This is a genomic window from Actinomyces procaprae, from assembly GCF_004798665.1.
Lineage (GTDB): Bacteria > Actinomycetota > Actinomycetes > Actinomycetales > Actinomycetaceae > Actinomyces > Actinomyces procaprae.
Genome location: NZ_CP039292.1, coordinates 1,992,544 through 2,015,228, shown reverse-complemented (window position 1 = coordinate 2,015,228; position 22,685 = coordinate 1,992,544). Strand labels below are relative to the sequence as shown.

Here is a 22,685-nt window from a genome sequence, read left to right as displayed (position 1 = left end):
CGGCTTGCATGTGCCGGGAGCAGACATGGGAAGGCACAGGACCGTGACCGACATCCTGGATGAGTTGCAGTGGCGGGGCCTCATCGCCCAGCACACCGACATCGACGCGCTGCGCGCAGCGCTGAACGCCGGACCGGTCACCTTCTATTGCGGCTTCGACCCGACCGCGCCCTCCCTGCATCACGGTCACCTTGTCGCGGTCAAGGTCATGCGGCACCTGCAGCTGGCCGGCCATCATCCGCTGGCCCTGGTGGGTGGCGCCACGGGGCTCATCGGTGACCCGCGCGCCAAGGGCGAGCGGACGCTGAATACGAAGGAGGTCGTGGCCGGCTGGTCACAGGGGATGCGGGAGCAGCTTGAGCACCTGCTCGACTTCGAGGGCGACAATCCCGCCCGTATCGTCAACAACCTGGACTGGACCGCGCAGCTGTCCGCGATCGACTTCCTGCGCGATCTCGGCAAGCACTTCCGCATGGGGACGATGCTGTCCAAGGACATTGTGGCCCGCCGCCTGGCCAGTGAGGAGGGCATCTCCTTCACCGAGTTCAGCTACCAGATCCTCCAGGCAAACGACTACCTGGAGTTATTCCGCCGTCACGGCTGCACCCTTGAGGTGGGTGGCAACGACCAGTGGGGCAATCTGGTGGGTGGCATGGACCTGATTCACAAGGTCGAGGGTGCCTCGGTTCACGTGATGACCAACCCGCTGATCACCAAGGCTGACGGAACCAAGTTCGGCAAGACCGAGGGCGGTGCGATCTGGCTCGACCCTGAAATGCTCAGCCCCTACGCGTTCTACCAGTTCTGGCTCCAGGTCGAGGACGCCGACGTCGTCCGCTTCCTCAAGGTATTCACCTTCCTGCCGCGTGAGGAGATCGAGCGGTTGGAGGAGTCCGTGGCAACGAATCCGAAGGCCCGAGAGGCGCAGCGCGCCCTGGCACACGAGGTGACCACCTGGGTTCATGGGGTGGAGGCGACTGCGCAGGCCGAGGCCGCTACCGCGGCGTTGTGGGGGAGGGGAGAGCTGAGCGAGTTGGATGCGCAGACGCTTGCGGCTGCGACCGCCGACCTGCCTGCCGCAGCACTCGAGGTCGGCGAGTCAACGATCGTCGACCTGCTGGTGGCCTCCGGGTTGGAGAAGGGCCGTAACGCGGCGCGGAAGACGGTCGCGGCCGGCGGCGCCTACCTCAACAACGTCAAGGTCACCGACGAGGACGCGCCGGTGGGGGCGGAGCAAGTGCTTGCCGGGGGCGTGGTCCTCATTCGGAAGGGCAGGCGCAATCTCGCGGTCGCCAGAAGGGCATGACAACACTCGCGCTGAGCGGCGACCATGCCGACTGGGTGTAGTGGGCAGGCCCCGGCGAATACCGGGTGCCAGCGGCGGTGACAACGGCATGTGGCTGTTGTCACCGCCGATCTGTTTGACCGCGGCAGGGCGGGTGCGTAAAGTAATCCCCTGCCGCCAGGAACGGGGTTCACCCGGGAAGGCGGAACGGAGTAACTGAACAGAGCCGCTGACCGAGACGGGAATCACGGATTCCCGGTTTGACCCGGATCGCGCGGTTCGCTAAAGTTCCTCCGGCGCTTCCGAGAAGAAGTAATGACCGGCAAGGTATTGCGGACACTCGGTGGGTGTGTTGTTTGGGATCTCGATAGTGTGTCGTGTTTGTTTGTTTGGTTGGTGTTTTTTTTGTTGGTTTCTTTGTTTGGTTTTTGTTTTGTTTGGAGAGTTTGATCCTGGCTCAGGACGAACGCTGGCGGCGTGCTTAACACATGCAAGTCGAACGGGCTGGCCTGCTTTTTTGGTGGGTTGGTTAGTGGCGAACGGGTGAGTAACACGTGAGTGACCTGCCCTCTTCTCCTGGATAACTGCTTGAAAGGGCGGCTAATACGGGGTGGTCTGGCCTGCCTGCATGGGTGGGTTGGTATAGGTTCAGCTTTTTGTTGTTCCGGTGGGGGATGGGCTCGCGGCCTATCAGCTTGTTGGTGGGGTGATGGCTTACCAAGGCTTTGACGGGTAGCCGGCCTGAGAGGGTGGACGGCCACACTGGGACTGAGATACGGCCCAGACTCCTGCGGGAGGCAGCAGTGGGGAATATTGCACAATGGGCGGAAGCCTGATGCAGCGACGTCGCGTGAGGGATGGAGGCCTTCGGGTTGTGAACCTCTTTTTCCGGTGGTGAAGGCCTGCCTCGTTTGTGGGTGGGTTGACGGTAGCCGGGTTAGGAAGCGCCGGCTAACTACGTGCCAGCAGCCGCGGTAATACGTAGGGCGCGAGCGTTGTCCGGAATTACTGGGCGTAAAGGGCTTGTAGGCGGCTGGTCGCGTCTGCCGTGAAATTCCCTGGCTTAACTGGGGGCTTGCGGTGGGTACGGGCTGGCTTGAGCGCGGTAGGGAGACTGGAACTCCTGGTGTAGCGGTGGAATGCGCAGATATCAGGAGGAACACCGGTGGCGAAGGCGGGTCTCTGGGCCGTTGCTGACGCTGAGGAGCGAAAGCGTGGGGAGCGAACAGGATTAGATACCCTGGTAGTCCACGCCGTAAACGTTGGGCACTGGGTGTGGGGGCCCTTTCCGGGGCTTCCGCGCCGTAGCTAACGCGTTAAGTGCCCCGCCTGGGGAGTACGGCCGCAAGGCTAAAACTCAAAGGAATTGACGGGGGCCCGCACAAGCGGCGGAGCATGCGGATTAATTCGATGCAACGCGAAGAACCTTACCAAGGCTTGACATGGGTCGGCTGCTGCCGGAGACGGTGGTTCCCGTGCTGCTTTTGTGGTGCGGGCCGGCCTGCAGGTGGTGCATGGTTGTCGTCAGCTCGTGTCGTGAGATGTTGGGTTAAGTCCCGCAACGAGCGCAACCCCTGTCCCGTGTTGCCAGCGCGTTGTGGCGGGGACTCGCGGGAGACTGCCGGGGTGAACTCGGAGGAGGGTGGGGATGACGTCAAATCATCATGCCCCTTATGTCTTGGGCTTCACGCATGCTACAATGGCCGGTACAGTGGGTTGCGATGCCGTGAGGCGGGGCGAATCCCTTAAAGCCGGTCTCAGTTCGGATCGGTGCCTGCAACTCGGCACCGTGAAGTTGGAGTCGCTAGTAATCGCGGATCAGCAACGCCGCGGTGAATACGTTCTCGGGCCTTGTACACACCGCCCGTCACGTCATGAAAGCCGGTGACGCCCGAAGCCCGTGGCCCTATGGGGAGCGGTCGAAGGCGGGGCTGGTGATTGGGACGAAGTCGTAACAAGGTAGCCGTACCGGAAGGTGCGGCTGGATCACCTCCTTTCTAGGGAGACTGTTTGGCGCTGGCCGGGCAGGCAGGCACTCCGTGTGGTTTTTCTCGGGCCTGTTGTGGGCCTGGCCGTGCGGGGCCCCGTGGTTCTCCTCCTGCTGTGTTGGTGGGTGGGGGTGGGGTGGCATGCTGTCGGGTTCCGGGGCTGCGCGCCCTGGGTGGGTCCTGCTGGCGCGGCTGGTTGCCTGGTGGTGGCTGGTTGTGGTGGTGTGGGCTGGTTGGTTGTGAACTGTATAGCGGACGCGAGTGTTTTTGTTGTCTTGTTTGTCGCGTGTTTGTGGTTGCTGTTCTGCGTTTTTTTGCTTGTGTTCTTGTTTGTGTTGTTTTTTTGGGCGCTCGGTGGATGCCTTGGCACCAGGGGCCGATGAAGGACGTGGCGGCCTGCGATATGCCTCGGGGAGCCGGCTTGCGGGCTGTGATCCGAGGGTTTCCGAATGGGGGTACCCGGCGCGGGTTGTGCCGCGCCACCTGTCCCTGAATTCATAGGGGGTGGGGGGTTACGCGGGGAAGTGAAACATCTCAGTACCCGTAGGAGAGGATATTCCGTGAGTAGTGGCGAGCGAAAGCGGAGGAGGCTAAACCGTGGTCGTGTGATTACCCGGCAGGGGTTGCGGCTGCGGGGTTGTGGGGCGCGTCTGGGGCCTGCTGCCGTGGGCCCGCGCTGTTGCTGGTGGCTAGCCGGATCCTCTGGGAAGGGGGGCCGTAGAGGGTGATAGCCCCGTAGGCTGAAGCTGCTGGTGTGGTGTGGGGCGTGTTTTTCCCCTTTTTGTAGCGTGGGGTTCGTGGAGTCCTGCGTGAGTCTGCCAGGACCACCTGGCTGCCTAAATACTTCCTGGTGACCGATAGCGGATTAGTACCGTGAGGGAATGGTGAAAAGTACCCCGGGAGGGGAGTGAAAGAGTACCTGAAACCGGGCGCCTGCAAGCCGTCAGGGCCTGGGTGGGCTCCTGCCTTTGGGTGGGGGTGTGCCTGGGTGGTGGCGTGCCTTTTGAAGAATGAGCCTGCGAGTCAGGGCGTGTCGCGAGGTTAACCTGTTGTGGGGTAGTCGTAGCGAGAGCGAGTCCGAAGTGGGCGTTTTAGTGGCACGTTCTGGACCCGAAGCGGGGTGATCTACCCATGGCCAGGTTGAGGCACGTGTAAGAGCGTGTGGAGGACCGAACCCACCTCGGTTGAAAACGGGGGGGATGAGCTGTGGGTAGGGGTGAAAGGCCAATCAAACTCCGTGATAGCTGGTTCTCCCCGAAATGCATTTGGGTGCAGCGTCGCGTGTTGCCGGGCGGAGGTAGAGCACTGGTTGGCTGAGGGGCCTTACTGGGTTACTGATGCCAGTCAAACTCCGAATGCCGTCGTGGTTGTAGCGCGGCAGTGAGACTGCGGGGGATAAGCTTCGTGGTCGAGAGGGAAACAGCCCGGACCGCCGGCTAAGGCCCCTAAGAGTACGCTAAGTGGGAAAGGATGTGCGGTCGCGGTGACAGCCAGGAGGTTGGCTCAGAAGCAGCCATCCTTGAAAGAGTGCGTAATAGCTCACTGGTCGAGTGGTCGTGCGCCGACAATGTAGCGGGGCTCAAGCGTACCGCCGAAGCCGCGGATCCCGTGCCCTTGTGTGGTGCGGGGTGGTAGGGGAGCGTCCTGCGCTGGGTGAAGCCCGGGGGTGACCGTGGGTGGACGGCGTGGGAGTGAGAATGCAGGCATGAGTAGCGAGACCGGGGTGGGATTCCCCGGCGCCGTATGACCAAGGGTTCCAGGGGCAGGTTCGTCCTCCCTGGGTGAGTCGGGGCCTAAGGCGAGGCCGACAGGCGTAGTCGATGGATGACGGGTTGATATTCCCGTACCGGTGGTGCACCGTCCATGCTGACGTGCGGGTGCTAACCCACGCCGGCGCCCTCTTGCTTGGGTGCTGTGCCGGTCTTCGGGCCGGGCGGTGCCTGTGGGGGTGTTGGTCTGGGGGTCCTCCGTGCTGGTAGGCAAGCGTGTTAACAGGGGTGACGCACAGAGGTAGCCCGGCGGGGCTTATGGCTTGTCCCGTCCAAGCGTGTGGCCCGGCGCCCAGGTAAATCCGGGTGCCATGCCCCCCGTGTTGGGGGGTGGGGTGAGGCGTGATGGTGACCCCGCCCGTTGGGGTGGGGGATAGCAGGGTGATCCTGGGGTGCCTAGAAAAGCCTCGGCGCGAGGTGCGCTACCGCCCGTACCCAATAACCGACACAGGTGGTCGGGCAGAGTATGCCCAGGCGGGCGAGTGAATCATGGTTAAGGAACTCGGCAAAATGCCCCCGTAACTTCGGGAGAAGGGGGGCCCGAGCCCTGAGGCCCCGTGCGGGCTGGGGGTGAGGGTCGCAGTGACCAGGGAGGAGCGACTGTTTACTAAAAACACAGGTCCGTGCGAAGCCGTAAGGCGATGTATACGGACTGACGCCTGCCCGGTGCTGGAAGGTTAAGAGGATCCGTCAGCCCCACGTGCTGTGGGGTGAAGCGGTGAGCCTAAGCCCCAGTAAACGGCGGTGGTAACTATAACCATCCTAAGGTAGCGAAATTCCTTGTCGGGTAAGTTCCGACCTGCACGAATGGCGTAACGACTCCTCTACTGTCTCAACCATGAGCTCGGCGAAATTGCATTACGAGTAAAGATGCTCGTTACGCGCAGAAGGACGGAAAGACCCCGGGACCTTTACTATAGCTTGGTATTGACGTCCGCCATGGCTTGTGCAGGATAGGTGGGAGACTGTGAGGCCGGCACGCTAGTGCTGGTGGAGTCGTCGTTGGGATACCACTCTGGCTGTGGCGTGCGTCTGAACCTCGGCCCGTGATCCGGGTCAGGGACAGTGCCTGGTGGGTAGTTTAACTGGGGCGGTTGCCTCCTAAAGAGTAACGGAGGCGCTCAAAGGTTCTCTCAGCCTGGTCGGCAACCAGGTGTTGAGTGCAAGCGCACAAGAGGGCCTGACTGCGAGACTGACGGGTCGAGCAGGCACGAAAGTGGGAGCTAGTGATCCGGCGATCCCGTGTGGGTGGGTCGTCGCTCAACGGATAAAAGGTACCCCGGGGATAACAGGCTGATCCTGCCCAAGAGTCCATATCGACGGCATGGTTTGGCACCTCGATGTCGGCTCGTCGCATCCTGGGGCTGGAGCAGGTCCCAAGGGTTGGGCTGTTCGCCCATTAAAGCGGTACGCGAGCTGGGTTTAGAACGTCGTGAGACAGTTCGGTCCCTATCCTCTGCGCGCGCAGGAGACTTGAGGAGGCCTGTCCCTAGTACGAGAGGACCGGGACGGACGAACCTCTGGTGCGCCAGTTGTCCCGCCAGGGGCACGGCTGGTTGGCTACGTTCGGGCCGGGTAACCGCTGAAAGCATCTAAGCGGGAAACCGACTCCAAGATAAGGTCTCCGCACGCCCCCCGGCTATTGGGGGGCGTGGAAGGCTCCCAGTAGACTACTGGGTTGATAGGCCAGATGTGGAAGCAGGCAGCCCCGGGAGGGGTCAACCTGCTGCTTGAGCTGACTGGTACTAACAACAGCCGAACACAACACGAACCCACCCCCGCACGGCCAGGCCGTAAGTGGGGGCGGGCACAAGCCAAAAAAAAAGGGGGCAGGGCAGCAGCGGCCGCCACCCGCAAGAGGGGGGGCGGCAGCGAGCACGCCGGCAGCCAGGCAACAACACACACACGCACACTCCTTTTTTGTTGGGGGGCGCCGTTCGGGCGTGACAACCCCCAACGGGTGGGTGCGGGCGTCCGCTGTACGGTCCACGACCAACCACAACCCGCCCGCAGAACCCCCCCAGGGGCCGGGTGCGCGACCCGCCCCCCCGCAGGCCACCAGCCGGCCCGCCACCAACCAGTAGTGGTTGTGGCGGGGTGGGGGGGTTATAACAGCACAGTGCTTCAGCAGGCACAGGCAGCCACTGCCGTGCGACCACGCCACCCCAAGCGGCACACACGCCACCGGGGGGGGCGCGGAACCCCCCGGGGACGAACAGTGGGGGTGTGGTCGTGGGTGGGTGGGTCGTGCCGGTGGTCATAGCGGGGGAGACAACGCCCGGCACCCATTCCGAACCCGGAAGCTAAGCCCCCCAGCGCCAATGGTACTGCCCCCGACAGGCGGGCGGGAGAGTAGGACACCGCCGGCACACCCACCCACCCACAACCACACCCAAAACAAAACACTGCGCTGAGCAGCGCGTACGCGTCCCAAAGCGGCGGCGCAAAGCGGCTGTTCGTGTTCGTGGGTGTGGTTGGTGGGGGTGTGAGTTATCTGCTGGGGTGCGGGGTCGGGCGTCGTCGTTGACACCCGAGTCGCCGGGCGCGGGCCCGTTTTACGGCCGCAGCACGCCGACCCGGCCAGGCGCCAGGAGCCACCAGCCGATGGCGTGCTGGTCGCAAGAGGAGGCGGCCACCGCCCCGTACGGGGCGTCATCAGGACACCGGATGATCGCCAGGCGCACACGCGGATCAACACGACGGTTCGGGTGCTCGCTTGACGGTTCGTACCTTTGGTTGACGGTTCGGCACATAGCGCCGACGGTTCGTACCTTCCTGCGACGGTTCGGCACCCAGGGGTACGTACCGTCGCCGGATAGTACGAATCGTTGACCAGAAGGTACGAACCGCCAGGCGAGCATCCGAGTCCTCCCATCCCATCCGCCGCATCCCGGAGGGACCCGCCCGGAATCGGCGTATCCGTCGGGACCTGCAGTGACCCGCCCAGGCTCACGACGATCAATCACGCCCGCCCTACCCGTACCTGGCAGAGCGGCCCCGCCGGGACGTCCACAACGACCGCCACCAGGCCCCCACCTGCACACCACCACACCCTCAAACGCGAAGAGCCCGCAAACCGCGGCTGCTCGGACCCCCGTTGGGTTATCCTCGGCATGCACGGGCATAGTCGGCATGAGGAGGACGACATGACTTCGATCGCGTGCGGCATCGACATCGGCGGCTCGGGAGTCAAGGGTGCCAGAGTTGATCTTGAAACAGGCGAGTTCATCGGTGACCGCATACGGATCGAGACTCCCCAGCCTGCGACCCCAGACGCCGTGGCAGAGGTGTGCAGGGAGCTGCTCGAGGGGCTCGGGGTGAGCGCCAACGTCCCAGTTGGTGTCGCCTTCCCCGCCCCGATCGTGCACGGGACCGTGCCATTCATCGCCAACCTCGACGGATCGTGGGCGGGCATCGACGTCAACGAGTTGATGCTGCGGCACCTGGGACGGGAGGTCACCGCCCTCAATGACGCCGACGCTGCCGGACTCGCCGAGGTTGCCTTCGGAGCCGCGAAGGGAGTGCCGGGCACGGTGATCGTCACTACGCTCGGCACGGGGATCGGCTCAGCGATCATCGTTGACGGCACCCTGGTGCCGAATACCGAACTCGGACACCTGGAGATCGACGGCTACGACGCCGAGAAACGCGCCTCTTCAGGGCAGCGGGAGCAGCAGGAGCTGTCATGGAAGAAGTGGGCCAAGCGGCTGCAGCGGTACTACTCTCACGTCGAGATGCTGTTCTCCCCGGATCTGTTCGTGGTGGGCGGAGGCGTCTCCAAGAAGCATGAGAAGTTCCTGCCTCGGCTTGATCTCAAGACGCCGATCGTCCCCGCACAGTTGCTGAACACCGCGGGGATCGTCGGCGCTGCCTATCAGGCAAGCCGAGAACAGCAGCGGTAGGCCGCGGCGACAGCCGCCAGTGCTCGCAACGCGGCATAGGGTACTGACATGAAGGCATTCCACACTGAACCGCTGGCGAGTCCGACAACGGTCGTGCTGGTCCCCGTCACCCCTACGGGCGACGTCGAGCCGCGTTTCGGCCGCGCTCCGCGAGTTGCGGTCGCTAGTGTGACGGACGGAGTGATCACCGGCTGGCAGGAGTTCTCGGTGGGCTGGGACACGGCCCACGACGCCGGGACCGAGGGCTCACATCATGCGCGGATCGTCCGGTTCTTGAATCAGCACCGGGTGGACACGATCGTCGCAGCGCACATGGGACCCGGCATGCGCAGAGTGGTCGGCCGTATGGGTATCCGCCTGCTCCTAACGCCAGTTGGCAACGCGCGCGCGGCGGTGGTCACGGCCCTGGCCGGCTCGGAGGCGGGTGAAGCGGGAGAGCTCCCGTACTGACACAGACAGCGCTTGGCAAGGGGCGCCATCGGCCCGCGGGGCGGGCCGGTCGGGATCCCGCGTGCGTGCCCGGGTGGGCGTCGCCGTGCCGGCCGCCGTAACGAGCTCGGCAGGGGCGCTGCTACTGACCGGACCGGAGCCGGGCGGGCCGAGGCGACCTCATGGCCCGCCCGGCGCCTCTCAACTGAGCGCGGCCGCCACCGCCAGCCGCAGAGAGTCCTGGAAACGAGTCTCCCGCTCGGCGGCGGTCATGTCTCCGGAGTGATCCAGCAGATGGTCGGAGATGGTCAACACGGCTAGTGCCTGCTTACCGAATTCGGCTGCGACGCCGTAGAGGGCCGCCGCCTCCATCTCCACACAGAGAGTCCCGTATGCGGACAGGCGCTCGGTCTGCCCCTCGGGCGTGAAGTAGAAGTGGTCGCGGGAGATGATCGTGCCGGTGTGCATGCGATCCGACAGCCCCGCTTCGATCCCCGCCCGATAGGCGGCCATAGCAAGCCGGAAGTCGGCCACGGCGGAGAAGTTCACTCCGGGGATGCGCAGCTGGTTCATTGCGGAGTCGGTGTGCGCGCCGGTGGCGATGACAACATCACCGACATGCACGTGCTTCCCGATGCCGCCTGCCGTGCCCACGCGAATAATGCGCTCGACCCCGAATTGGCTGAACAGCTCGGTGGCGTAGATGGAGAAGGAAGGCTGCCCCATACCGGACCCCATCACGGACAACGGCTTGCCGTCGACGGTTCCGGTGAAGCCGAGCATACCGCGCACGTCCGTCACCAGGCGGGCGTCATCCATGAGGCCCTCGGCGATGCGCTGGGCGCGGCGGGGATCTCCCGGCATGAGCACAGCGGGGGCGAAGTCGTCGGGCTCGGCGGCGATATGAGGCGTTGCCATGGTGGTCCTTTCAGTCATCGTTCAAATTGCCGCGCAGGGGAGCGCCGGGAATACCGGGAGGCTCCGAATGCGCGACATGCCAGTGTCGCACAACCCGTGGCGACGTGGGGCCGGTCACCCGGAGAGGCACCTATACGAGACCAATCGGCGCTGCCGGTGGAGCCGACCTGGGGCGACGGCGTCGGACCGGCCTATGGGAACGGTTGGGGCAGCACACTCCACCGTCCACATGCCGGGACATGGTAGGGCTGTGTCCAAGGTGCGACTATCGTCCTACTACTTCAAGGCCTGTGCCATTACGCACGGGCAGCCGCACATACCGGCTCCTCACAACCCGGAAGGTCCTCGATGCCCTCCAGTCCCGGAACGCCAAATCAGACGCAGATGCCCGCGCGCGAGCAGTGGAGCGGACAGCTCGGATTCCTCATGGCCGCGATCGGCTCCGCAGTCGGACTGGGCAATATCTGGCGCTTCCCCGGCACCGCCTACAACAATGGTGGTGGCGCGTTCATGGTCCCGTACATCATCGCTCTGCTGATCACCGGCCTCCCGGTGCTCTTCCTCGACTACGCGCTCGGACACCGCTTCCGTGGATCCGCGCCGGCCGTCTTCCGGAGAGTGTCCAAGCGGTTCGAGTGGCTCGGCTGGTGGCAGGTCTTCATCTGCTTCGTCATCATGACCTACTACGCGGTGATCGTTGCCTGGGCCCTGCGCTACACACTCTTCTCCCTGACCACCGCTTGGGGGGACGACGCAGCCGGCTTCTTCAGTGACTACATCGGCCAGACCACCCTGGCGGACAGCTCAACCCCCGCGTACTCACCGATTCCCATCCTGGGTGTCGTGATTCCGTTGGCACTGGTATGGGCGTTCGGGATCTTCGTCGTTGCCCGTGGGATCTCCAGAGGCGTTGAACGGGCCAACCGGGTGTTCCTGCCCGTGCTGGTGATCATGTTCGTCGTGCTCGTGGCAAGAGCCATCCTGCTACCCGGCGCCACAGACGGCCTCAACACCCTGTTCACACCCGACTGGAGCCGGCTGACTGACTACACGGTCTGGGTAGCGGCCTTCGGGCAGATCTTCTTCTCCCTGTCTATCGGCTTCGGCATCATGCTCACTTACGCCTCGTACCTCAAGCGGCGCTCGAATCTTGTGGGCACCGGTTTCACCGCGGCATTCGCGAACTCCTCCTTCGAGATTCTCGCCGGTATCGGCGTGTTCGCCACGCTGGGTTTCATGGCGCATGTCGAAGGTGTGGCGGTTGCTGATCTGGAGGGGATCCAGGGCGTCGGGCTCGCCTTCATCACCTTCCCGACCGTCATCTCCCAGATGCCCGGCGGCGCGCTGTTCGGCGTGTTGTTCTTCGCCTCATTCTCGATGGCCGGGCTGACCTCCTTCATCTCCATCCTGCAGGTTGTCGCTCCCGCCGTGGGGGAGAAGCTCGGCTGGTCGAACGCCAAGGCGACCGTGGCGTCCGGGCTGCCCAGTGCCGCTCTCTCGCTCATGTTGTTCGGCACCGCCTCGGGTCTGTGGGACCTGGATATCGTTGACGCCTACATCAACTACATCGGCGTGGTGGGCTCCGCCATCGTCATGTGCGTCGGGCTGGGCCTGGTACTGCGGCGCCTGAAGGAGCTGCAGCGTCACCTGAACCTCGTGTCCGATACGCGCATCATCGGCGGCTGGTGGCGGGGCCTGGTTGCCGTCGTAGCGCCCCTCCTGCTGGGATACATGTTCGTTCAGAACGTCTGGTCCTATGTGACCAGCGGGTACGACGAGTACTCCGTAGGCCTGCAAGCGGTCTTCGGGTGGGGCACCATCTTCCTGGTCGCCGTCGCCACCGTGGTCTTCACCCGGATGCCCTGGCGCACCCCGGTCGATGACTACCTACCCCTGGACCTGGATGTGCTGGAGGAGGTGAACTGAGGTGACCGGACAGGCAATCGCCGTAATGCTCATCGCCATTGTCATCATCTGGGGCGGCCTGGCCGTATCCGTGACGGCCCTGATCGTGCGGGGACGTCGTGAGGATGTTGAGGCGAGGGAGGCGGCTCTGGCTGCCGCCCACGAGCACCTGAGGCATCCGCAGGAGTCCTGATGGCCGGAGCCATTACTCCGCCAGCTGACTCAGGTTTTGTGGTGCCGCAGACGTGCGACACAATGCGTCCCATGCCCTCGACCCCGGATGCAACGCCCGTCGTCCCCACCGATATGCCTGAGAACGCCCCGCGGCTGGTCGCCTTCGACCTGGATGGGACACTCGCCCCCTCCAAGTCGCCCATGCCGACGCGCATGGCCACGGCCCTGCGCGCGCTGCTCGACGTCATTCCTGTATGCGTCATCTCCGGTGGCCAGATCGGACAGTTCCGCCAGCAGGTACTCGCCCGCCTGGACGCCCGGCCCGACCAGCTCGCACGACTTCACCTCATGCCCACCTGCGGCACGCGCTACTACACCTACAACGCTGACGACGGCGACTGGACACTGGTGTACGCCAATGACCTGACACCGGAACAGGTCGCGCAGGCCTGCGCCGTCGTGGAGTCCGAGGCCCGTCGCCTGGGGCTGTGGGAGGAGCAGACCTGGGGGCCGGCGCTGGAGGACCGGGGCAGCCAGATAACCTTCTCCGCACTCGGGCAGGAGGCGCCGCTGGAGGCCAAGCAGGCGTGGGACCCCACGGGGGAGAAGAAGGGCCGCCTACGCGATGCCGTAGCCGCGCGGCTCCCCGAACTGGAGGTCCGCTCCGGCGGATCCACCAGCGTGGACATCACCCGCAAGGGAATCGACAAGGCCTACGGCATGCGCAGGCTCGCAGAGGTGACCGGCATTGCGCTGGAGCAGATGCTGTTCGTGGGGGACCGGCTCGATCCCGACGGCAATGACTACCCGGTCAAGGCCATGGGAGTGACCTGCCAGGCCGTCGGTACCTGGGAGGACACGGCCGCCTTCGTGACCGACCTGGCCGCACGCATCGCGGCGGGTGACCGGAACTGACTCCTCCCCGCATAGATCCCCGGTCGCCGCTGCGAGGCGGCGCTGAGGCGCTCGGCAGGGCGTGGGCTCTGCTGCTGCGGTGGTGGCGCTTGCGCACGGCCCGTTTCCGCAAGGTTGTGCGCACATGCACCCTGCTGGCGGTCACCGGGTGCTTGTCACTGGTCATCGGTGTGTCGACGGCGACGGCGTCGGCGCCACTGGGGCCGCATGAAGCCGACTGGGCGGTGACGCTGGACTCCACGCTCACCGTCGACCTCGGCCCACTCGGTTCGGTCACCATGGACTCGCCGACCCCGGTTCTCGGAGTCGCCGTGACAGTGGGGGAGATCCCGGGAGAAGCCGACCCCGACGTCGTCTCGGAGGAGACACTCGGGCAGGCGCTCAGCTCCGACGGTGCCGCATACGTATCTCTGGCCACCCACCCCGAGCTCACCGTCCAGCGCGGCCTGCGCGCCCTCGCTGATGACGCCATCCGGCGCGCCGGCCTGGTGGAATCGGTGCTGCTGAGCCTGGTGGTCGTCTGGCGCCTGGCGGGGCTGCGCCCACTGCGGCCGAGCAAGGTACGGGACGTGCCGCGTGCGGCGGTGGTTCTGGCGGCGACGACGGCTGCTGCCTGCGTGCTCGCCGTGGCAGTGCCGGCGGTGCGCACCACTGCGCCCCCCGGGACGCGGCTGGAGGCGCTGGCGGGGACACCGTTGGAGAGCGCTCGCCTGTCCGGGCGGGTGGCCGACATCGTGCAGGCCTACGGAAGCCGTGTAACCGCCTTCCTCGACGAGAACACCGCCTTCTACACCGCGGCGGAGAGCAATCTCAGGGCGGCGTGGAGCGCGGCGGCCGCCGTCGACGGGGCCGTCGATGTCACTGCCGCTGACGGGATGGTCGACGAAGAGGCCGTGAGCCTCGCCCGCGACGCGGCAACTGCTCGCGGCACCACTGCTCTCTCAGTGCCCGTCGCCGAGACGCCCCAGTCCGCCTCGCCCACGGCTCCGCCCGGCACCGCCACGGGCATTGAGCCCACGCGGGCCCTCACCGCGGGCCACACTGCGTCCGCCGGCACGGGGCCCGACGCCGACCCGACCGCGACCGCTCCGGTCACCGGAGCCTGGGCGGTGGAACCCGACACCGACATCACCGCCGTGCTGTCAACCGACCTTCACTGCAACCTGGACGTGATCTCCTTCGCCGGCGTACTGGACGAGCTCGCCGACGCGGATCTGCACCTGGACGACGGCGATCTGACCATGACCGGGAGCCAGCCCGAGTCGATCTGCGTTGATGCGCTCTCAAACGCGGTGCCCTCCGGGGTTGCGCGCGTGGCCACGATCGGCAACCACGACTCTGAATCCACCGTGGCGCGCCTGCGCGCCCAGGGGTGGACCGTCACCGACGGGACGGTCCAGAAGGTCGCCGGGCTCAACGTGCTCGGTGATGTCGACCCCGACCGCACCTCCGCCAGCGGCACGGTCCCACGCGGGCGCGAGGACGCTGCGCAGCTGGGCGCCCGCCTGGCCTCCACCTCCTGCCAGGCGGCCGACGCGAACAACCGGGTCGACCTCGTGCTCATCCACCAGCCCTACACCTTCGGCCCACTGGTCGCAGAGGGCTGCGCGCCGCTCCTGGTCGCCGGGCATGTCCACCAGGAGCGGGGCATGACCACCACCGTCGGCGGGAACCTCGACGTCGCCCAACTCGTCTCCGGTGCGGGGAAGGGCGGAACCTCGATCGGCCAGGTCACTGAGGACGCCTACCTGCACGTATTCTCCTTCAGTCCCGACGGCGACCTGGTCGCCTGGCGTACCGTCACCCTGCACCCGGACGCCTCCGTCACCGTCGGTGCCTGGCGGCCCGTGCCCGCGGCGCAGGAGCCCGCGGAGCCGTGAGGGATTGAGTCCTGGGCGGTATTCCCGGGCGGCTTTGCCGCGCATTCGCGGCGCAACGGCAGTGAGGCACAATAGGGGACGCGTTCCCGCGGTTACCGGGACGCTCCCACATCCACAAGCAGCCGAGGAGTTCCGCCGATGGCGCATGTGCCCACCCAGGCCGAGGTCGACGCGATGATCGACGCGATGAGCGAGGAGGAGCTGGACGCCTACCTGGCCGATGCCCCGGCGCCCGCCGCGCCCGCGCAATCGCCCGGAGCGCCCGCCTGGCAGACCGCGACCGGTGCGCCCGGTTCCTACGCGGCGCTGTTGATCGTCGGCTCGCTGATCGGCATCGGTGCCTGCTGGGAACTGATCGTCAGCCAGATCAGGCAGCTGCGTGAGCCGGACGCCGGCCTGGTCTGCGACGTGAACCCGCTGGTGTCCTGCGGGGACTCCCTGAACGTCTGGCAGGGCAACCTGTTGGGCGCCCCCAACTCCTTCATCGGTGCCATGGCCTTCGCGGTGCTGCTGCTGATCGGACTGCTGCTGGCGGCGGGCGGCCGGCTGCCCCGCTGGGTGTGGTGGGGCCTGGCGGCGGGGACCGTGTGCGGCATCGGGTTCGTCGCCTGGTTCTTGGCCGTATCGGTGCTGACCTTCGGCAAGCTCTGCCCCTTCTGCACCCTGATCTGGGCGGTGACCATCCCGATCGCCACCAGTACTTGGGCGCGGGCGGCGCAGGGCGGCCACCTCGGACTGCCTCAAGCCGCTGTTCGCGCCCTGGTGGCCGGGCGCTGGTGGATCGCCGGGGTCATGTACGCCGCGATCGTCGTCATAGTGCTGGTGGCATTCTGGGACGGCTGGGTGGCGATGCTGCGGTGAGCCCGGTGCACCAGGGCGAGCCGGCAGAAGAGCCCACCGCCGCCGACGGCTCGGCCGTCACCCAGGACTACCTCAAGGCCGTGTGGGCGGCCTCCGAGTGGGGCGGTGAAGGAGCCTCCATTACCGGGCTCGCCCGGCGCATGGGGGTGGCGCCGTCGACCGCGTCGGAGAACGTCTCCCGCCTGGTGGATGCGGGTCTGCTGGAACACGCCCCCTACCGGGCCGTAACCCTGTCCGACCGGGGCCGACGCCTGGCACAGGCAATGGTGCGTCGGCACCGGCTGCTGGAGACCTACCTGGTAGCGGCGCTGGGATTCGAGTGGGACGAGGTCCACGCCGAGGCGGAGGTGCTTGAGCACGCCGTCTCCGACCGGCTGCTGGCGGCACTCGACGCGGCCCTGGGGCATCCCGTGCGGGACCCGCACGGGGATCCCATCCCGGATCCCGAAGGGCGGGTCGCTGTGCCGAAGCTGCGCGCGGTCGAGTCGCTGCGTGTTGGGCAGTGCGGCGTAGTAGGACGCATCCGGGATGACGCCGCCCTCCTCAAGCAGCTGGCGCGCGCGGGGATCGGCCTGGATTCCCGCGTACTCGTGGGTGGGGCGCGGGGACAACGGCGCGGCCGACGGCCGGCCCACTACTCGTGTGCGGGCCGAGCAGCCGGAGGGTGCGGCCGCGGGGGAGGAGCTCGTCGCCGTCCCGGAGGGCGGCCTGTGGGTAGTCGCCCGGCCGGAGGGTACAGGGGCGGCGCAGTAGTCCTCGGCCGATTCCACTACCCTGGGGCTGTGAGCGAAACAACCACTCCCCGCGCAGTCCGTCTTCACCAAGATCATCAACGGCGACCTTCCCGGACGCTTCGTCTGGGCCGATGAGACCTGCGTCGCCTTCGCCACCATCGCCCCGCACACCGACGGGCACGTCCTGGTCGTGCCCCGGCAGCAGGTCGTCTCCTACGTGGACGCCCCCGACGAGCTCATCGCCCACCTGGCCGTCGTCGCCAAGCGCATCGGCCGTACCCAGACGCGTGTGTTCGATGCTGCGCGCGCCGCCGTCATGGTGGTCGGCTACGAGGTCGACCACCTACACCTGCACGTACTGCCCATCCGCGCCGAGGGGGACGTCGCGCCCGCAGCCGCCCGGCAGGACGTGCCCGCTGCGGAGCTCGATGCCGCCATGGAGCGTCTGCGCGCCGGCCTGCGCGAGGACGGCTGGGGCGAGCAGGTTCCTGCGGCGCTCGACTCTCCGGCACTGGCCTGAGCGCGACCCCGCAGGCTCGTCGCGTCCTGCCCCACGCCCCGCCCGGGGCCGACGTGACCGGGCTCGCGCCTCCACTTGGCGGACCCGAGCCGGAGCGAGGCCGGGCGGGGGATAGGCTGGCCCGCAGCAACGGGGCCGCGCGCCGTTCGGCCTGTCCGCCGACGGCGCTGCGGCCCTGCCCCATTCGCACGAACCAAGGGAGCGCTCCCGCGATGACGGAGAACAGCCTGGCCCAGCAGGCCGCCGAGCAGAACGCCACGCCTTTCCGGTACACGGCCGCCCTGGCCGGACGCCTGGAGACCGCCTGGCAGGACCGGTGGGAGAAGGAGGGCACTTTCAACGCCGACAACCCTGCGGGCGGGCTGGCCGGCCCGCAGGCGGGCAAGGAGAAGTTCTTCCTGCTGGACATGTTCCCCTACCCGTCGGGGAAGGGACTGCACGTGGGGCACCCCCTGGGCTACATCGCCACCGATGTCATCGCCCGATTCACCCGCATGACCGGCAAGAACGTCCTGTACACCATGGGGTACGACGCCTTCGGCCTGCCGGCGGAGCAGTACGCGGTGCAGACCGGCCAGCACCCGCGTATCTCCACCGAGGCGAACATCGCCAACATGCGCCGCCAGCTGCGCCGGCTCGGCCTGTCGCACGATCCGCGCCGTTCGCTGGCAACCATCGACGTGGAGTACGTGCGTTGGACCCAGTGGATCTTCCTTAAGGTGTTCAACTCCTGGTTCGACCCGGACGCCCCCCGCCGCGACGGCCGCGGCACCGGTGCCGCCCGCCCCGTGAGCGAACTGGTCGACAAGCTTGCCTCCGGGCTGGTCCCCACTCCCGACGGCCGCCCCTGGGCCGAGCTGACGCCGGGGGAGCAGGCCGACGTCGTCGACTCCCACCGCCTCGCCTACGTATCCTCCGCCCCGGTGAACTGGTGCCCCGGGCTCGGCACCGTGCTGGCCAACGAGGAGGTCACGGCCGAGGGCCGCTCCGAGCGTGGAAACTATCCCGTGTTCAAGCGGAACCTGCGCCAGTGGATGATGCGCATCACCGCCTACGGCGACCGGCTGGCCGAGGACCTGGACACGGTGGACTGGCCCGAGAAGGTCAAGACCATGCAGCGCAACTGGATCGGCCGCTCCGAGGGCGCGGAGGTGACCTTCGCCCTGCCCGGGGCCGACGCCGTCGGCGCCAGCCAGAACGAGCTGACCGTCTACACCACGCGCCCCGATACCCTGTTCGGCGCCACCTTCATGGTGGTCGCCCCCGAGCACCCGCTGCTGGGCGGCCTGTCCGGCGCCAGCCCGGAGCAGGACGCCGCCGCCCTGACCGTCCCACCCTCCTGGCCCGAGGGCACCCGGGACGCCTGGACCGGCGGCTACGCCACCCCGGCGGAGGCGGTGGCCGCCTACCGGGCCCGCGCCGCCCAGGCCACGGAGGCCGAGCGCACCGACACCGAGCGCACCAAGACCGGCGTCTTCACGGGCCTGTTCGGTACCAACCCCGTCAACGGCGCACAGGTGCCCGTGTTCGTCGCCGACTACGTGCTTATGGGTTATGGCACCGGTGCGATCATGGCCGTCCCCTCAGGTGACCAGCGCGACTGGGACTTCGCCCGCGCCTACGACCTGGACGTCATCGCCACGATCGCCCCGCCGGAGGGATTCTCCCTGGACGAGGCCGCCTGGACCGGTGACGGGCAGATCATCAACTCCGCCAACGCCGAGATCAGCCTCAACGGCATGGGCAAGGACGAGGCCAAGGCCGCCATGACCGCCTGGCTGGAGTCCAAGGGCTACGGGCACGGCGCCGTCACGTACCGCCTGCGCGACTGGCTGTTCTCCCGCCAGCGCTACTGGGGCGAGCCCTTCCCGATCGTCTGGGACGAGGACGGTCACGCCCACGCCCTGCCGGAGTCCATGCTCCCGGTGGAGCTGCCCGAGGTCAGCGACTACTCCCCGCGCACCTACGACCCCGACGACGCCACCTCCTCCCCGGAGGCGCCGCTGGGCAAGGCGAGCGAGTGGGTGGAGGTTGAGCTCGACCTGGGCGACGGGCTCAAGACCTACCGGCGCGAGACCAACACGATGCCCCAGTGGGCCGGCTCCTGCTGGTACGAGCTGCGCTACATCGACCCCACCGATGACGCGCAGCTGGTCGATCCCGCCAACGAGGCCTACTGGATGGGGCCGCGCCCGGAGGCCGGCAATACCTCCGGCGGCACCGACCTGTATGTGGGCGGCGTCGAGCACGCCGTCCTGCACCTGCTCTACTCCCGCTTCTGGCACAAGGTGCTCTTCGACCTGGGGGTCGTGTCCTCCTCCGAGCCGTACCACAAGCTGTTCAACCAGGGTTACGTGCAGGCCTACGCCTACACCGACTCCCGGGGCCAGTACGTGCCCGCCGACGAGGTCGAGGAGACCCAGGACGAGGGCGGCAATTCGGTCTTCACCTGGCAGGGGCAGCCCGTGAACCGTGAGTACGGCAAGATGGGCAAGTCCCTGAAGAACATCGTCACCCCCGACGACATGTACGACGCCTACGGCGCCGACACCTTCCGCGTCTACGAGATGAGCATGGGGCCGCTCGACCAGGACCGTCCGTGGGATACCCGCGCCGTCGCCGGTGCCCAGCGCTTCCTGCAGCGGCTGTGGCGCAACGTCGTCGACGAGACCACCGGCGAGGTGACGGTGTCCGCTGCTCCCGCCGATGAGGCCACCCGGCGCCTGGTCGCCCGCACCATCGTGGGCGTGCGCGAGGACTATGAGGGCATGCGCCTGAACACGGCGATCGCCAAGCTGATCGTGCTCAACAACCACCTCACCGGTCTGAAGACCGTGCCGCGTGAGGCCGTGGAGGCGCTGGCGCTCATGGCCGCGCCCGTCGCCCCGCACATCTGCGAGGAGATCTGGCAGCGGCTCGGGCATGAGCGCTCGCTCGCCCACGAGCCCTTCCCAGTGGTTACCGACGAGGCACTGCTGGCGGCCGAGAAGGTCACCTGCGTGGTGCAGGTCAAGGGCAAGGTCCGTGACCGCCTGGAGGTCGACCCCGACATCGACGCCGCCGAGCTGGAGAAGCTGGCCCTGGCCGCCCCCGGCGTGGTCCGTGCTCTGGACGGCCGCGGCGTGCGCAAGGTGATCGTGCGCGCCCCCAAGCTGGTGAGCGTCGTCCCCGAGTGAGGATTGTGGTGACACCACACTGCCTGGGTTTACTACGGCAGTCACGCACCGCTGAGATGACTGTATTGACATGAATACTGAGATACCGCGGCACCGTGCGCGCGGTGACTCACTTACGTCGAAATCGGTCTGAGTTTGTCCGCTGGGACTGTACTGGGTAGCGGTGCTGCGACACGCCTGCGGAGCTACGTTTTTTGTGGGACAATCGTGCTCGTTCAGCCGAAACGTCTCTCGCGGGATTAGCGTCGTCGTGAGACTGGTAGACGGGTCATTGAATAGTAATCGGGCGTATTTGCGTTATCCTGACCCCTAATGCATTCGGGGTAGTATAGCGGGCGCCCGGTTGGGAGGTGTTGTATATGTCGAGGCCTTCGGAGCCCTGGTGGAGGAAACTATGGTCTCCCACCATTGGTAAAGTCACTATTCCGTTTTTGGCAATGGTGCTTACGTTACTGCTTGCCGAGATACAGGGGCGCGCCGGGCTTATGCTTACGGTGCTGGGTTTTTCGGCTTCGTACATCGTGTTTACTCTGACCGTCTACCTTGTTCACAGGTACTATCTCGATCCCGCGAACGAGGTGCTGGCGGCAATAGAGCGCAAAGTTGACGCGGCGCTTGCGGAGCTGTCGGCGGAGCGGACTGGATGGATGGTGGACAATGCTCGCTTGGAGTCAATTGAGTTGGATAATTCGGTGGAAGAGGTGTGGATAGTGTCTAAAGACATCGCAGGAGATGTGAATGGTGGTTACTTTATTGAGGCTGTTAAAAAGAACCTTCGACGAGGCGTTTCCTACGTATACTTCCTTCCTGATGACAGCAGGTCTCGTGGGCAGGTCATGGCTCTGCGCAGCCTCCATAACGAGGACGCAAAGATTGTCGTCAAATACTTGCGAGAAGATTTTTTCTTTCTCGTTAAAGATTTCGATTTTGTGATATACAATCCAAGGAAGGATTCAGTTGAAGGGCATCGTAGTGGTTATATGGGATTGCCTGTCGAAGCCAGATATGGGAGGTGGCAGGTTCAGGTCACGGATAGTCTTATAGAAACTCTCGTAGGACATCTCAATGACTATGTGTCTGATCGGTGATGAAACACATAATGTAGTGACGATTCTGGGGTTTTCCAGTCTGTCCGGCGCGTGTCTGGTCACGCCACGATGCACACGCCGATGGTGAATACCAGGTCGATCAGTATGAAGACTGCGAGCACCCGCCCGACCGGGTGCCCATAGTTCAGGTCGACGCCGACGCCGGCGCGTTTGGGCACCAGCAGCGAGGGGTCCGCGCGGTTGACGTAGAACAACCCGCCGAGCCATAGCTCGTCGTCGTCGGGGGAGTCGGCGTCCACGGGTGTGAGCCGACGTGTGAATCGGCGGGAGAGTCGGATCAGGTCGGCGATCATCCACAGGATCAGCAGGCAGATGGCCGTCACCGTGATAGCCAGCCACCAGCGCGCGGCGGCAGGTGACTTCGCAAGCGGCAATACCAGGATGCCGGCGAAGGAGACGCCCGTGGCCAGGGCCAGCGGCCCCATTACCCGGTCGATCAGGTGCGCCTGGGCGCGGGTGAGCCGCCGAGTTCGGTCCCGGTCGCCGTCGACGGGGATGCTCGCCAGCAATCTGCGGCGGACGATGCTGGTGCACAGCGCCACCACGGCGACCAGCACGAGGCCGATGGCCGCAGGCAGCAGCACCTGCAGGGGGGTGCGCCGCGCCCAGCCGTCGACGGCGCCGTCGGCTCCCCAGTGGATCGGCAGCGGGTCGGGCAGCGTGTCGTAGCGCAGCAGCACGAAGACCGCGGCGACCAACAGGAGGAGCACCGAGGCGACGTACCAGGGCATTGCGCTGCCAGACTCCTCGGGGGTGCCGATCGGGGCCAGCTTTCGCACCCGCCGGTCCTCGTACCAGCCCTCCTGCCGTTTGGCCTCAATGATGGGCAGGCGCACCACCGTCCAGGACGCGAAACCCGCGCCCAACTGTGCCAACATGATGATTACGGGCAGGCCCGGGCGGCTGGCAGTGATGCCGCTTAAGTGCAGCAGCACAATCGCCGCCACCGCGACGGCGGTGCCGACCAGGCAGCATCTGTGCCAGGTACGAATGGCGCGTAGCACAACCGGGTCGTGGACGCGTTCGGCGGGTACCGACACGCCCAGCGGGAGCGTGTCCCGGGAGATGGCCGGAGTCGCCCAGAACGCCAGGCCCAGCACCACGGCGGTCAAGCTCATGC

Annotated in this window: 14 protein-coding genes and 3 rRNA genes; 15 read left to right on the top strand and 2 right to left on the bottom strand. The window is 66.1% G+C overall.

Annotated elements, in window-relative coordinates; genetic code table 11:
• The first annotated feature begins 43 nt into the window (after nt 1-43).
• The 6 genes from tyrS to E4J16_RS08060 all read left to right on the top strand — a co-directional run bounded on the left by tyrS (nt 44) and on the right by E4J16_RS08060 (nt 9,394).
• Entirely contained in the window at nt 44-1,306 is a 1,263-nt protein-coding gene (gene tyrS / locus E4J16_RS08085) for a tyrosine--tRNA ligase (protein ID WP_136313724.1), read from the top strand.
• Between the two features lie 413 nt (nt 1,307-1,719).
• Nucleotides 1,720-3,282: ribosomal RNA gene (locus tag E4J16_RS08080) — 16S ribosomal RNA — on the top strand.
• Between the two features lie 322 nt (nt 3,283-3,604).
• Nucleotides 3,605-6,813: ribosomal RNA gene (locus E4J16_RS08075) — 23S ribosomal RNA — on the top strand.
• A gap of 478 nt (nt 6,814-7,291) precedes the next feature.
• Nucleotides 7,292-7,411: ribosomal RNA gene (gene rrf / locus E4J16_RS08070) — 5S ribosomal RNA — on the top strand.
• The 16S, 23S and 5S rRNA genes sit together here, the layout of an rRNA operon.
• 777 nt (nt 7,412-8,188) lie before the next feature.
• Entirely contained in the window at nt 8,189-8,944 is a 756-nt protein-coding gene (ppgK, locus tag E4J16_RS08065) for a polyphosphate--glucose phosphotransferase (RefSeq protein ID WP_136193141.1), read from the top strand.
• Nucleotides 8,945-8,992: 48 nt separating this feature from the next.
• Entirely contained in the window at nt 8,993-9,394 is a 402-nt protein-coding gene (locus E4J16_RS08060; RefSeq protein WP_136193142.1) for a NifB/NifX family molybdenum-iron cluster-binding protein, read from the top strand.
• Between the two features lie 180 nt (nt 9,395-9,574).
• Here E4J16_RS08060 and deoD read toward each other — a convergent pair whose 3' ends face one another.
• The gene (deoD, locus tag E4J16_RS08055; protein WP_136193143.1) at nt 9,575-10,291 is read right to left on the bottom strand and encodes a purine-nucleoside phosphorylase; all 717 of its coding nucleotides are present in this window, start codon (nt 10,289-10,291) and stop codon (nt 9,575-9,577) included.
• A 348-nt stretch (nt 10,292-10,639) separates the two neighbouring features.
• Between deoD and E4J16_RS08050 the strand changes: the two genes are divergently transcribed.
• From E4J16_RS08050 to E4J16_RS08010, 9 genes are all read left to right on the top strand, one after another.
• Nucleotides 10,640-12,217 (top strand): sodium-dependent transporter, encoded by a 1,578-nt coding sequence (locus E4J16_RS08050; protein ID WP_187271302.1) that lies wholly within the window; start codon nt 10,640-10,642, stop codon nt 12,215-12,217.
• A gap of 1 nt (nt 12,218) precedes the next feature.
• Nucleotides 12,219-12,389 (top strand): methionine/alanine import family NSS transporter small subunit, encoded by a 171-nt coding sequence (locus tag E4J16_RS08045; protein WP_136193145.1) that lies wholly within the window; start codon nt 12,219-12,221, stop codon nt 12,387-12,389.
• A 71-nt stretch (nt 12,390-12,460) separates the two neighbouring features.
• Entirely contained in the window at nt 12,461-13,285 is an 825-nt protein-coding gene (locus tag E4J16_RS08040) for an HAD-IIB family hydrolase (protein WP_136193146.1), read from the top strand.
• 89 nt (nt 13,286-13,374) lie between these two features.
• A complete protein-coding gene (locus E4J16_RS08035; protein WP_240038073.1) occupies nt 13,375-15,165 on the top strand; it encodes a metallophosphoesterase family protein in 1,791 nt (596 codons plus the stop codon).
• Between the two features lie 138 nt (nt 15,166-15,303).
• Nucleotides 15,304-16,026: a vitamin K epoxide reductase family protein gene (locus tag E4J16_RS08030; protein ID WP_136193148.1), complete on the top strand. Its 723-nt coding sequence runs from the start codon at nt 15,304-15,306 to the stop codon at nt 16,024-16,026.
• Nucleotides 16,023-16,895 (top strand): metal-dependent transcriptional regulator, encoded by an 873-nt coding sequence (locus E4J16_RS08025; RefSeq protein ID WP_240038072.1) that lies wholly within the window; start codon nt 16,023-16,025, stop codon nt 16,893-16,895. The genes E4J16_RS08030 and E4J16_RS08025 overlap by 4 nt, the downstream gene beginning before the upstream one ends.
• Nucleotides 16,852-17,280, top strand: coding sequence for an HIT family protein (locus E4J16_RS08020; RefSeq protein WP_136313722.1), 429 nt, complete (start codon nt 16,852-16,854; stop codon nt 17,278-17,280). The genes E4J16_RS08025 and E4J16_RS08020 overlap by 44 nt, the downstream gene beginning before the upstream one ends.
• Before the next feature lie 212 nt (nt 17,281-17,492).
• Nucleotides 17,493-20,456, top strand: coding sequence for a leucine--tRNA ligase (locus E4J16_RS08015; RefSeq protein WP_136313721.1), 2,964 nt, complete (start codon nt 17,493-17,495; stop codon nt 20,454-20,456).
• A 431-nt stretch (nt 20,457-20,887) separates the two neighbouring features.
• Nucleotides 20,888-21,544 carry a hypothetical protein gene (locus E4J16_RS08010; RefSeq protein WP_136313720.1) on the top strand — a complete coding sequence of 219 codons (657 nt, stop codon included), beginning with the start codon at nt 20,888-20,890 and terminating at the stop codon, nt 21,542-21,544.
• A gap of 59 nt (nt 21,545-21,603) precedes the next feature.
• Here E4J16_RS08010 and E4J16_RS08005 read toward each other — a convergent pair whose 3' ends face one another.
• A complete protein-coding gene (locus tag E4J16_RS08005) occupies nt 21,604-22,683 on the bottom strand; it encodes a DUF1648 domain-containing protein (protein ID WP_136313719.1) in 1,080 nt (359 codons plus the stop codon).
• Between the last annotated feature and the right edge of the window lie 2 nt (nt 22,684-22,685).